Below are 14,369 nucleotides of genomic sequence, written 5' to 3' on the forward strand. Positions count from 1 at the left end.
TTCGAGATCACCAATTTTTGAAACCAAAAGCCGATGTAATAGGGTAACGTCTACCTTTACCAAAATTGCGGGCCGTAATTTTTGGTCCCACCGCTGACTGACGTCGTTTATACTCATTAATATCAACTAGTTTAATAACCCGCCTAATGGTGACTTCATCATAACCTTGCTCAACAAGTTGTTCAATGGAAAGATCTTGTTCAATATAGCCTTTTAATATGCCATCAAGAATAGCATAAGGAGGCAAACTGTCTTCATCTTTTTGGTCAGGAGCAAGTTCTGCTGAAGGTGGTCGAGTAATCACTCTTTCCGGAATAACATAAGAGCGAATATTACGATATTTTGCTAATTCAAATACCATGGTTTTAGGTACATCTTTCAGAACATCAAAGCCACCAGCCATATCACCATAAAGGGTTGCATAACCCACCGACATTTCACTTTTATTACCGGTAGTTAATACTAGTCTACCGCGTTTATTAGATAATGCCATTAAGATCACCCCACGGCACCGTGCTTGTAGATTTTCTTCAGTGGTATCTTTAGCGGTGCCAGTAAACAGAGGCGCTAATGATGACATAAATGCATCAAACATTGGTTCAATCGACACTATATCAAACTCAACACCTAAAATTTCAGCTTCTTCTTTGGCATCAGCAATACTAATATCAGCAGTATAACGAAATGGCATCATCACTGCTTGGACTTTATCTTTTCCTAAAGCATCTACTGCAATAGCGAGTGTTAACGCCGAATCAATTCCCCCTGATAGCCCTAATACCGCACCATGAAAACCATTTTTAGTAATGTAATCTTTGGTGGCTAACACTAACGCATCATAAATTGAAGCTAATGGATTATTACCAGTATTAGCAACCATTGTTTGATTATTAGCATTAAAATTAAAATCTGCCACTTGTTCTTTAAAAGATTCTAACTGGCAAACTATATCACCATGTTGATTACATACAAAAGAGCCACCATCAAATACTAACTCATCTTGCCCGCCCACTTGGTTAACATAAAGGATTGGGAGACCGGTACGGTTAACATGGGCTTTGACTAAATCTTGACGGTGTTTTGGTTTTTCATAATCATAAGGTGATGCATTAATAGTAATGACAAAATCAGCTTGGGCTGTTTTAATATTATCAATTGGACTATTTTGCCAAAGATCTTCACAAATTAATAAGCCAATTTTTTGACCTTTAAAATCAACCACACAAGTTTGATCACCCGCTGTAAAATAACGTTTTTCATCAAATACATCATAATTAGGTAACTGTTGTTTGTAGTAACGAGCTAGCAATTTACCTTCTGAAAAAAAAGATAGCGCATTATAGATACGCCCATTTTGCCAATGCGGATGACCAACTATTACAGCACAATGGTTACTTGCCTGCAGAACAGATGCTAATGCATTTTGGCAACGTTGCTTAAAATCTGATCGATAAATTAAATCTTCGGGTGGATAACCACAAATAGCCAGTTCAGAAAAGAGAATCAGATCATGAGAAGAATGGTGCTTAATAAGTTCAACAATTTGCTGCGTATTGCCTTCTATATCACCAACCCGCCAATTTTTTTGAGCTAAAACAATTGATAAAGACATATTAACTTGAACAGTATAAATAAAATTGCCGTTAAGTTTAAATGATTCTAGGTTGCACTGCTACTTTTTTCTCGCTAACATGCAACAATAAAATTAGCTTAAAATTGTTTGGAAATCATTATGCTCAAAATATTAAATGTTGCTTTAGCAAACCGTAGTTATCCAATCACTATTGGTGAAAATCTTCTATCTGAATTTGAGCATTTCAAACTTAAAGCAGGTCAGCGAGTACTTATTGCTACCAATGAAACTATTGCTCCAATCTATTTACAAACTTTAATTGCTATGCTCGAAAAACATGGTGTCAAAACAGATTCAGTCATTGTCCCTGATGGTGAACAGTTTAAAACTATGGAAACATGGAACATGATTTTAACGGCTCTACTCGCTAATAATCATACCAGAAGCAGTATTTTAATTGCCTTAGGTGGTGGGGTTATTGGGGATGTTGCCGGTTTTGCCGCATCAGCATATCAACGAGGTATTAAATTTATTCAAGTGCCAACCACATTACTGTCTCAAGTGGACTCTTCTGTAGGTGGTAAAACAGCAATCAATCACCCTTTAGGCAAAAACATGATTGGTGCTTTTTATCAACCGCAGTCAGTTGTTATCGACATAAATTGTTTGAAAACTCTACCACCAAGGGAGCTATCATCCGGGCTTGCTGAAGTAATTAAATACGGAATTATTTTAGATAACACATTTTTTAATTGGTTAGAATCGCATATTGATGACTTATTAAATTTAGATGTTAATGCTCTGAGTTACTGTATTTACCGCTGTTGTGAACTTAAAGCCCAAGTGGTTGCTGCCGATGAAACTGAACAAGATATGCGAGCGATTTTAAATCTTGGTCATACATATGGGCATGCTATTGAAGCTGAACTTGGATATGGCAATTGGTTACATGGCGAAGCAATTAGCGTCGGTATGTTAATGGCCGCCCACGCAGCTAAACTTTTAGGTAAATTTACTACTCCCGATATTGAACGAATCAAAAACCTATTAATAAAAGCTAAACTTCCGGTTAAAAGGCCAACGCAGATGGCAGTCGAATCCTACCTGCCTCATATGTTGCGTGATAAAAAAGTGCTATCAGGACAATTACGACTTGTTTTACCAACCAAAATTGGGCATGTAGAAGTTCTTGATGGCATTGATAAACAAATTGTTTTAGAGTCAATTAATTTAGTTTAGTAATAGCTTCCTTGACGAAAAACACACTAGGTTAACTATATATTCAAATATAAATTATTTTGTATTCTGTACAGTATAACTTACAAAACAAACAAATCTAACTGTTGTTTACAGCATAATTATCTTTTCTTAAAGATAAAAATATAAATAACGCCTTTAATATTAACATTAACAATTATATAAAAATTTAATTTACTATTATGTAATTTTGTGTTTACATAATGCTTGTTTATGTAATTAATATTTTACATATAAAATATTTAACAGCTTTTGCAAGGAAAATTGTAATGTTAAAAGATACTCTAAATAACATCAGAATTCATGATGAGCATATGTTGATTACCCCTGAGGAGATCAAAAACCTTTATCCTTTATCCAGTGAATTAGAACAAAAAATTGCATCCTCTCGCCAGACAGTAGTAGATATTTTAGAACGTCGCGATCATCGATTACTTATTGTATGCGGTCCTTGTTCGATTCATGATACCGAAGCCGCAATTGAATATGCCCATAAACTAAAAAAACTATCCGATGAACTACATGATCACCTGTTTATTGTAATGCGGGTTTATTTTGAAAAACCGCGAACAACTGTCGGTTGGAAAGGAATGATTAACGATCCCCATATGGATAGTTCATTTGATATTGAACATGGTCTAAAAAAAGCACGTAAACTTTTACTCGATATTACTAAAATTGGTTTACCTATTGCTACCGAAGCATTAGATCCTAATACCCCACAATATATTGGTGACTTAATCAGTTGGTCAGCAATTGGAGCTAGAACCACTGAATCACAAACCCACCGGGAAATGGCCTCTGGACTTTCAATGCCGGTAGGTTTTAAAAATGGTACTGATGGCAGTTTAGATGTGGCAATTAACGCCATGAAATCAGCATCTATGGGGCATCGCTTTGTAGGAATTAACCAACAAGGACAAGTAACTGTATTGCAAACTATGGGGAACCCTCATGGACATGTCATTTTACGTGGTGGCAAAACTCCAAATTATGATGCTGAAAATGTAGCACTATGTGAAATTCAAATGCAAAAAGCGGGACTAATCCCTAACTTAATGATCGACTGTAGTCATGCTAATTCCAATAAAGATTATCGTAATCAACCTCTGGTGGCGGATTCCGTTATTAAACAAATTGCGCAAGGCAATAATTCTATTATTGGGGTTATGATTGAGAGTAATTTGTTTGAAGGTAATCAATCATCTGAACAACCTAAGGAGAACTTTAAATATGGTGTGTCAGTGACTGATGCTTGTATCAGTTGGGAAACTACTGAAGAATTGTTACGTAACATGAACCACACACTAGCCACATCACTAGTCGAACGTCAAAAAAAGCAGTAACTACTTAATCATTACTAAACAGCAAATCGCCGAGTGATCTCGGCGATAACCATTAACTTAACCTAATTGCTTGCGAGCATTACGGAACATACGCATCCACGGACTATCTTCACCCCAATTATCCGGGTGCCATGAATTAGTTATCGTTCTAAAGACTCGCTCTGGATGAGGCATCATAATTGTAGCGCGACCATCTTTGGATGTGACAGCTGTGATCCCATTAGGTGAACCATTTGGATTAGCCGGATATTGCTCAGTAACTTGAGCCATATGGTCAACATAACGTACCGCAATTAAACCGGAAGCTTCAAGATTAACTAAATGTTGTTCATCACTAACTTCAACGCGACCTTCACCATGTGAAACAGCAATTGGCATATGTGAACCAACCATATCCGTAAACAACAAAGAAGGATTCGGCTGAATTTGCACTAAACTAAAACGTGCTTCAAAACGCTCAGAAAGGTTACGTACAAACCGTGGCCATAATTCTGCTCCGGGAATAAGATCTTTCAAATTCGACATCATTTGACAACCATTACACACACCTAATGACAAGGTATCATTACGCTGGAAAAATTGTGCAAATTCATGCCTTACTTGTTCATTAAATAATATTGATTTAGCCCAACCTTCGCCAGCACCTAATACATCGCCATAAGAGAATCCACCACAAGCAACTAAGGTACTGAATTGTGCAAGGGTAATACGCCCGGAAAGCAAATCTGTCATATGCACATCGATAGCTTCAAAACCAGCTCGATTAAATGCCGCTGCCATTTCAACATGCGAGTTAACACCTTGTTCACGCAAAATAGCCACTTTAGGTTTACTACCTTTAGCAATATAAGGCGCAGCTATATCATCCTGTGGATTAAACGTTAAATGTACATTTAAACCAGGATCGCTTTCATTTTTTTTAGCTTGATGTTCTTGGTCGGCACAATCTGGGTTATCACGTAAGCGTTGCATTTGCCATGTAGTTTCTGCCCACCAAGTTCTTAACGTTGAACGGGATTCGCTATACACCACTGCCGATTTATTACGTACAATAAATTGTTGCCCAGCTTTTGCACTACCGAGCACATGCACTGCATGCGATAAACCAAATTGACTAAAACAACCAATAACTTCTTCTAAACGGTGATTAGCAACTTGGATGACTGCCCCCAATTCTTCATTAAATAATGAAGCAATAACATCACTTCCTAAAGCTGAAATATCAACATCAATACCACAATGGCCTGCAAAAGCCATTTCAGCTAATGTTACCAATAAGCCACCATCGGAACGATCATGATAAGCTAATAACGCTCGCTCACTCACTAAGGTTTGCATTGATTGATAAAAGGCCGCAAGTTCTCTAGCATCATGTACATCCGCGGTCTTTTGCCCTAAATACCGATAAACCTGAGCTAAGGCTGTGGCGCCAAGTGCTTGACGACCTTTGGCCAGATCGATAAATAACAGGGTATTTTCCTCATTTACTCGCAATACTGGAGTTACGGTGTTGCGGACATCTTCAACTCGAGCAAATGCTGAAATAACAAGTGAAAGCGGCGATGTCATAGTTTTTTGTTCACCATCTTGTTGCCAAGTGGTTTTCATAGACATTGAATCTTTACCCACCGGAATTGTGAGGCCCAAAGCTGGGCATAACTCTTCGCCAATTGCCTTAACCGCCGCATAAAGTCCAGCATCTTCACCAGGGTGACCAGCCGCAGCCATCCAATTAGCAGAAAGTTTAATGCGTTTTATATCACCAATAGCAGTTGCAGCAATATTGGTAATTGCTTCACCTACAGCTAATCTTGCCGAAGCGGCAAAATTGAGTAATGCTACCGGAGCCCGCTCACCCATTGACATGGCTTCACCATAATAACTATCCAAACTGGCAGTAGTCACCGCACAATCAGCAACCGGTACTTGCCATGGACCAACCATTTGATCGCGTGCTACCATGCCTGTCACTGAGCGATCACCAATCGTAATTAAAAACGTTTTTTCCGCAACAGTCGGTAAATGTAGTACTCGTTTCACCGCATCATATAAATTAATATCATGAGCTGAAAAATTATCACCATGAGCCAATTGCGTCTTAACATCACGTAACATTTTAGGTGTTTTACCCAACAGCACATCAAGGGGCAAATCTATTGGATTATTATTGAAGTGCACATCATGTAAAGTCACCGCTTTATTAACGGTTGCTTCACCGATCACCGCATAAGGCGCGCGTTCGCGTTGACATAGTTGATCAAATAAATCAAGACTATCAGGATGAATCGCCAGTACATAACGTTCTTGTGATTCATTACACCAAATTTCCAGTGGTGACATGCCTGGTTCATCGGTCAAGATTTTGCGCAGCTCAAACTGCCCGCCACAACCACCGTCACTGACTAATTCCGGCATAGCATTGGATAAACCACCCGCACCAACATCATGAATAAATAAGATCGGGTTTTCAGCGCCTAATTGCCAACAGCGATCAATCACTTCCTGACAACGGCGCTCCATTTCAGGATTATCACGTTGCACAGAGGCAAAATCCAAATCAGCATCGGATTGCCCGGAAGTCATAGATGATGCCGCTCCACCACCTAAACCAATATTCATGGCTGGTCCACCTAAAACAATTAGTTTTGAACCTACTGGGAATTCGTTTTTTTGAATATGTTCGCGGCGAATATTGCCCATGCCACCTGCCAGCATTATCGGTTTATGATAACCGCGTAACTCTTCACCATTATGGCTATTCACCTTTTCTTCATAGGTACGAAAATAACCAAGTAACGCCGGACGCCCAAATTCATTATTAAATGCCGCACCACCTAAAGGCCCATCGAGCATAATATCTAAGGCACTGACAATGCGATCGGGTTTACCGAAATCTTGTTCCCATGGTTGCTCAAAATTAGGAATGCGTAAATTAGAAACCGAAAAGCCAACTAATCCAGCTTTAGGTTTAGCCCCACGCCCGGTTGCACCTTCATCTCGAATTTCACCACCACTCCCCGTTGCCGCGCCCGGCCAAGGTGAAATAGCGGTTGGGTGGTTATGCGTTTCGACTTTCATCAATATGTCAGCATATTCCTGATGATAACAATAAGTTTGGTTACCAGCGTTAGCAAAAAAACGGCCAACTTCGGAACCATCCATTACGGCAGCATTATCTTTATAAGCAGAAGAAACGTAATCTGGAGTCGTTGCAAAGGTATTTTTAATCATTTTAAATAATGACTTAGGTTGCTTTTTACCATCAATAATCCAATCAGCATTAAAAATCTTATGGCGACAATGTTCAGAATTTGCTTGTGCAAACATATACAGCTCAACATCGGTTGGATTCCGTTTTAATTTTTGGAAGTTTTCGACTAAATAATCAATTTCATCCGGGGCTAATGCCAAACCTAATTTTGCATTAGCCTCCTCTAATGCTGGACGCCCCTGCCCTAATAAATCAATTATGCAAACAGGTATTGGTTGCTCAACACTAAATAATTGTTCGGCTTGTTCAAAACTGCTTAACACCATTTCCATCATCCGATCGTGAATTAAACTCTCAAACTCACTTTTTTGGGTTGCAGTTAATGGGGATTGGGTTTCGATATAATATGCTATTCCCCTTTCTATACGATGAATTTGCGCTAATCCGCAATTGTGAGTTATATCGGTAGCTTTTGATGACCACGGTGAAATAGTTCCCGCTCTAGGTGTAACTAAAAAAAGTTGTTTACTGAGGTTATTTTCATCATTTTTTTGCGTAGTGGTAGGACCATATTGCAGTAATTTATCGAGAATGCCTTGTTGCTCTACTGTCAACTCACTCTTTAAATCAACAAAATGTATATATTGTGCATCAATATTACTAACAGGGATGGATTTTTCATGACAAATAGATAGGAGTTTATTAAGACGAAATGCCGATAAAGCAGAGGTGCCAGCTAAAATTTTCATGTAAATTACTCTTTTTAAGCCAAAAATAAGTAAAACAGGGCAATATTATAAAAGAAAGTAACCGCTGTGGCTATCTTAAAAAACACTAGCAATTCTGTAAAGATGTTTCCTGAGAGCATAACGTTTCAGTATAAAATTTAATTTAAAATTGATTTTTAAATAACATCTTAGTTCAAAATTTGATTAAAAGTAAAAATATACTTAGGTTTCTTTATTAATTATGTATTAGAATTATAAATTGTATAAATAATAACTAATAACACAATACGAGAAAAACAATGGATTTACTTTTTCTAATTATGGTAATCGCCGTATTTGTTGTGGCAATTATAGTTTCATCCAACATGAAAAGGCATATTACTGTTTTGCAAATTCAGTTAACTGAATTGCAAAAAAAAGTTCAACAATTAGAATTAGATAAAGTTCATCCTGCTGATAAATCAGAAATCGACCATAATGTTAATTATGAAATTTTAAATCACCAACAATCTTTGCAACAAAATAGTTCACTAAGTAATGAAATAACAGCCTCCTCCCCAGATGCACAAGATCAACCAATAACTGAGCTCGATATTAATAGCAATCCAATTGCTGAGTTACCTCAACTACCACAACAATCAAATAGTGTTTTTGATTCACCACAAAAAATATCAGCAACAGAATCAGATCAGACTGCCAATCGTTTTATTAGTTGGATCCTTAAAGGCAACCTCGTAGCTAAAGTCGCCATTATTATTTTGTTCTTCGGTCTGTCCTATCTATTCAAATATAGTATTGACCATGGTTTATTATCCCCTGAAATTCGGGTGTTAGGCGCTTTAGTTTTAGGAATTGCGCTATTAACTGTAGGCTGGCGCCTACGCCAGAAAAAACAACTTTATGCGTTAATATTACAAGGCGGTGCCATTGGTATTTTATATTTGACCATATTTGCAGCATTCAAACTTTATGATCTGGTGCCTGTATTACTAGCCTTTGCTTTGTTAATTGTTATTTGTAGTACGAGTATTTTATTTGCCATATTACAACGCACCATGATTATGGCGATTATTGCCAGTGTTGGTGGTTATTTAGCCCCAATTTTATTGTCCACAGGTTCCGGCAACCATATTGCACTATTTAGTTATTATTTAATGCTTTCAAGTGCTATTTTAGTGATTAGTAACTGGCAGTCTTGGCGCTTACTTAACCTTATCGGTTTCTTATTTACCTTTATTGTGTCGTTATTATGGGGCATGAAATCTTACCAACCAGAATTTTATACTGAGTGCCAAATTTTTATCCTCGCCAACATGTTAATTTATGGTGTACTCGCCGTATTACTTTCTATCCGTAGTATAAGAAAAGAACATTACCAATACCCTATTGACTTAATTTTACTCTTTGGCGTACCTATATCTGGTTTTGCCTTGCAATATGCAATTACACGCCAGTGGGAATTTGGCCCGGCATTTTCATCCTTAGGATTTGGACTATTTTATTTAGTTGGTGCATATATTACATTACATGCTTGGCGCAAAACTGCTAAAACAACTTCTTTATTAGGGCTAGCTATTGGTCTGGGATTTAGTAGTTTAGCTATTCCACTCGCCTTTACGGCTAACTGGACAGCGCTAATCTGGTTATTTGAAGGTACTGCGTTAAGTTGGGCGATGCTTACACAAAAACAATATCGTTTTGCGTGGTTTGGTGCGCTAATAACGCTACTAGGGGTAATTTCAGGTATTATTTCTATACCATTATGTAATCTAACCACAACTGAGTTTATTACTCTGTTTGGTATTATGAGTGCGAGTTTACTGTTTAATGCTTGTTTATGGCACTACTATCGTAACGTGCATAATACTTCAGCAAATGTGTTAAAAGTCGTATTTATTATAATGGCTAGCATTATATGGGCTATTTGGATTTTAATTAGCTTAATGCAAACCATGGGGGCTATCCCTAAAACCCAACCTATTATCCTATGTTTTATCATTTCAGTGTGGTTCTGGTACTTCATTGGCAGGAAATTAAAATGGGATCTGCTATGTTATGCAACCCTTTCACTCTGGCCGGTGCTATTATTAGCCATTTTAAATAATGCGGTTACTTTACATTACAGTATAAAAAATATCGGTTATTGGAGCTTGGTTTGGCCAATTGCCTTTATCAGTGCTTATATTTATTTATCTAAAGCTAAACTACTTATTAACCAATTACAAAAACAGCTAATTTATCTATTACATATTAGTTTGTTTTGGATAATGATAGCTTGGCTATTTAATGAAGTTCGATCTTTGTTATATACACTACCATGGGGATTTGGAACCGTTGAGTTTAGCTTACTGGCTGCTTTGGCTAGTAGCATTATTTTAGTATGTTTTTATTTAATTAAGCGACGAGTCCTAGTTACCACTTCTCTGGTTAAATCATATTGGTTAGTGGGTTTATTACCAATCGTCATTTATTTGGCTTATTCATTATTAATCGGCATTACTTTGAGTGGGCAAATTATTTATTGGTACTATGTGCCATTGCTTAATCCTCTGGAAGAAAGTGCAATTTTTGCTTGGATGATGCTTGGTCTATGGTTAAAACTAGCTACCCCTGTTTTAAAAGATCATTCTGCGATCATCGATATCGCTAACATACAAAAACTATTAACCAATATTATTACTACTGTATTAATTGCTCTGGCTTTTTTATGGGCAAATAGCATGGTATTAAGGAGCCTAAGCCAATGGTTAAATCTTAACTGGTCATTCTATTCATTATGGCATACTAATATTATTCAAGTGGTATTATCACTAATTTGGACATTAACCGCAGTTATACTAGTGGGGATTGCCCACCGTTACTTACTGCGTAAAGTATGGTATGCCGGCGTTATTTTACAAAGCGTTATTGTGGCCAAATTAGTCTTTGTAGACAGTGTGGAACTCGATGGATTATTACGCGCATTTGTATTTATCGGCGTTGCATTATTAATGCTATTAATTGGTTATTTAGCACCATTGCCACCCAAAATCCCAGTAAATATAGATAAACAACAGGAATAACAGTTATACCTTTAAGTATAAAAGATAATATAGATTTCTCTTATGGATGAATAAATTATGAAAAAACCATTATTATGCTTGCTATTGTTAATCAGTGGACTAAGTCATGCGACCGAAACAACTCTTGATTATGCCTATGGCGCCACAATTAAGCTAACTGATGAAACTAGCATGTATAATCGAATTGATCTTACTAATGATATCTATACCCAAACTATTTCAAGTGATTTAGATGATGTCAGAGTATTTAATCAGAAAGGACAACCGGTACCTTATTCATTAGTTAATATCTACCAACAAAATAATGAGAGTCAAACATTCCCGGCCACTATCTACTCATTAGACAATAGCCGTAAAATTAATTCAGATGATAATAGTAACCAAGATCTTGATCGCTACAATATCAATATCAATAGCAAAGATATTCAAATTAATCTTGATAAAACCACAGATAAAGATAGTAATAGTGCAACTTATTTACTACAAATTCCTGATGATATTAAAATAAAGCCACCTATAACTAGTTTATCGATTGATTTCGATACTACCAAAACTCAAAATTGGCAAGCAACGGCTGAGCTACTGTGTAGTTATGATTTGAAAAATTGGCGATCAGTGATGGATGATATTCCAATTATGTCACTTACTGATAACAATAATAACCAATCGCTTAAACTAAATACCATTGATATTCCGGCACACTATAATCAACAAGCTCGTTATTGGATTATCGTATTAACTACAAAACAAAATACCATTCCAAATATCAAAACCGTTGAATTTACCACTAACCATAATAGTACCGAAGTGGCCTTGTTCCCAATCAATTCCGTACTTACAAACTCAAATCATCAGGAAGCGACCTACGAGTTGCCATCACCACAACCTATTAAAGAGTTAACGGTACAACTGGCGGATACACGCTCGGTGTTACCACTTAGCATTTATTATAAAACCAGCAACGAAGATAAAACCTGGCAGAAACTCAATGATTATATTATCCGTAGAGTTTATAGCGAAGATGAACCACAGCGCATTAAACTAGATCATAGCAATTTAAATATCCAACAATTACAAATCAAAGCTATCAATGCTAGCTTTGATGATGCGCCTAAAATTACTGCATATCGCGATCGTATGAGTCTTATTTTTAATAGTAGCAATAATGGACCGTTCATTTTAGCCTGGGGTTCTATCAAAGCAACTTCAGCATCGTTGACCGAGCAAGCATTACTTTCAAATGCGCAATCAGCGATAGATTTACCGCAAGCTTACCTTGGCGACAGAATTGAACTTGGTGGCAAAAATGCGTTAACTCAAACCACCACTGAACTGTCTCATTTTCCTAAATGGGTAATTTGGGTTTGTTTAATTGCTGGTGCTGTTTTCCTAATTTTCTTAGCGATTAAACTCGTCAATGAAATTAAAAAAACTGGTAATGAAGATTAATTAAAAAAATTCGCCGACTACTGCAGTCGGCGAGAGTTACTATTTTGTTGAAGATTCGTTCCAGCTATCTCTTAAGCCGACAGTACGATTAAACACCAAATGATTTTCAGTTGCATATTTACTATCTAGGCAAAAATAACCTTCGCGTTCAAACTGATAAGCTTGTCCTGTCATGGCATTTTGTAAACTTGGTTCCACAAATCCTTGCTTAATAACTAATGATGATGGATTAATGGTTGCTAAAAAGTCTTCCGCCGCTCCAGGATTTGGTGTATTAAACAAACGGTCATATAAACGAATTTCAGCTGGTTTAGCAAACTTAGCTGAAACCCAATGAATAACACCCTTAATTTTACGTCCATCTTCAGGATTTTTATTTAGTGTTGCCGGATCATAAGTACAATAAATAGTTTGAATATTGCCTTGGGCATCTTTTTCAACCTTATCGGCACGAATAACATAGGCATTACGTAAACGGACTTCTTTACCTAATACTAACCGTTTGTAGTTCTTATTTGCTTCTTCTCTAAAATCAGCACGATCGATATAAATCTCACGGGTAAAAGTCACTTCCCGATGACCAAGTTCAGGGCGATTAGGATGATTTGGCATACTCAGTACTTCATCAAGGGTGTCGGAAAAGTTCTCAATAACTACTTTAACCGGATCGAGTACTGCCATAGCCCGAGGCGCGTTTTCGTTAAGATCTTCGCGAATACAAAACTCTAGTGTACTCATTTCAACGGTATTTTCTTGTTTAGTAATACCAATTCGCTGACAAAAATCACGAATAGACGCTGGAGTATAGCCACGGCGACGTAAACCGGAAATAGTTGGCATGCGCGGATCGTTCCAACCATCAACAATTTTTTCCGTTACTAATAAATTTAGTTTACGTTTTGACGTAATTGCATATTCTAAATTTAATCTCGAAAATTCATACTGATGTGGACGTGCACTAATGGTAATATTATCTAATACCCAATCATATAAACGGCGATTATCCTGAAATTCAAGTGTACATAAAGAGTGCGTAATATTTTCAATCGCATCTGAAATGCAGTGAGTGAAGTCATACATTGGATAAATACACCATTTATTACCTGTTTGATGATGTTCAGCAAACTTAATGCGATATAAAACCGGATCGCGCATCACAATAAATGGCGACGCCATGTCGATTTTAGCGCGCAAACAAGCTTTCCCTTCGGCAAATTTACCGTCCTTCATTTGCTTAAATAGGGCTAAATTTTCATCGACACTGCGATCTCGATAAGGACTATTTTTGCCTGCTTGGGTTAAAGTGCCACGGTATTCACGAATTTCGTCAGCCGAAAGTTCATCAACATAAGCTAAGCCTTTAGTAATTAATTCTATAGCAAATTTATAAAGTTGATCAAAATAATCAGAGGAGTGACATATTTCACCATCCCACTCGAAACCTAACCAACGCACATCCTCTTTGATTGATTCAACATATTCAACATCTTCTTTAACCGGATTGGTATCGTCAAAACGTAAATTGCATTTACCTTGATAATCTTTAGCAATACCAAAATTTAAACAAATTGATTTAGCATGGCCAATATGCAAATAACCATTAGGCTCAGGTGGAAAGCGAGTATGGATGGTTTTATATTTCCCTGCCGCAAGATCGGCATCAATAATCTGACGAATAAAATTAGTTGGACGAGTCTCTGCCGGTAGCGAACCGCTCATAAAAAACCTCTGATTTTATAATTA

At 37.1% G+C, this 14,369-nt stretch carries 7 protein-coding genes; 4 read left to right on the forward strand and 3 right to left on the reverse strand.

Translation table 11 applies throughout. The features are described from left to right. Positions 1 to 7 precede the first annotated feature (7 nt). Positions 8 to 1,612: an NAD+ synthase gene (locus A9G13_RS01215; protein ID WP_065555814.1), complete on the reverse strand. Its 1,605-nt coding sequence runs from the start codon at positions 1,610 to 1,612 to the stop codon at positions 8 to 10. Between the two features lie 120 nt (positions 1,613 to 1,732). Between A9G13_RS01215 and aroB the strand changes: the two genes are divergently transcribed. Together aroB and A9G13_RS01225 are read left to right on the forward strand one after the other, a co-directional pair. Then, a complete protein-coding gene (gene aroB / locus A9G13_RS01220; protein WP_065555815.1) occupies positions 1,733 to 2,812 on the forward strand; it encodes a 3-dehydroquinate synthase in 1,080 nt (359 codons plus the stop codon). A gap of 287 nt (positions 2,813 to 3,099) precedes the next feature. Further along, positions 3,100 to 4,176 carry a 3-deoxy-7-phosphoheptulonate synthase gene (locus A9G13_RS01225; RefSeq protein ID WP_065555816.1) on the forward strand — a complete coding sequence of 359 codons (1,077 nt, stop codon included), beginning with the start codon at positions 3,100 to 3,102 and terminating at the stop codon, positions 4,174 to 4,176. Between the two features lie 57 nt (positions 4,177 to 4,233). Here A9G13_RS01225 and purL read toward each other — a convergent pair whose 3' ends face one another. Next, a complete protein-coding gene (gene purL / locus A9G13_RS01230; protein WP_065555817.1) occupies positions 4,234 to 8,136 on the reverse strand; it encodes a phosphoribosylformylglycinamidine synthase in 3,903 nt (1,300 codons plus the stop codon). Between the two features lie 278 nt (positions 8,137 to 8,414). On the opposite strand from purL, the gene A9G13_RS01235 reads away from it, so the two are divergent. Continuing rightward, positions 8,415 to 11,177 carry a DUF2339 domain-containing protein gene (locus A9G13_RS01235; RefSeq protein ID WP_065555818.1) on the forward strand — a complete coding sequence of 921 codons (2,763 nt, stop codon included), beginning with the start codon at positions 8,415 to 8,417 and terminating at the stop codon, positions 11,175 to 11,177. A 57-nt stretch (positions 11,178 to 11,234) separates the two neighbouring features. Then, a complete protein-coding gene (locus tag A9G13_RS01240; protein ID WP_065555819.1) occupies positions 11,235 to 12,626 on the forward strand; it encodes a DUF3999 family protein in 1,392 nt (463 codons plus the stop codon). A gap of 39 nt (positions 12,627 to 12,665) precedes the next feature. Here the strand turns inward: A9G13_RS01240 and glnS are convergent, their stop codons facing one another. Further along, on the reverse strand, positions 12,666 to 14,345 hold the full coding sequence (gene glnS, locus A9G13_RS01245; RefSeq protein WP_065555820.1) for a glutamine--tRNA ligase: 1,680 nt from the start codon (positions 14,343 to 14,345) through the stop codon (positions 12,666 to 12,668). Positions 14,346 to 14,369: the final 24 nt, after the last annotated feature.

It is taken from the genome of Gilliamella sp. wkB178, assembly GCF_001690705.1.
GTDB lineage: Bacteria > Pseudomonadota > Gammaproteobacteria > Enterobacterales > Orbaceae > Gilliamella > Gilliamella apicola_K.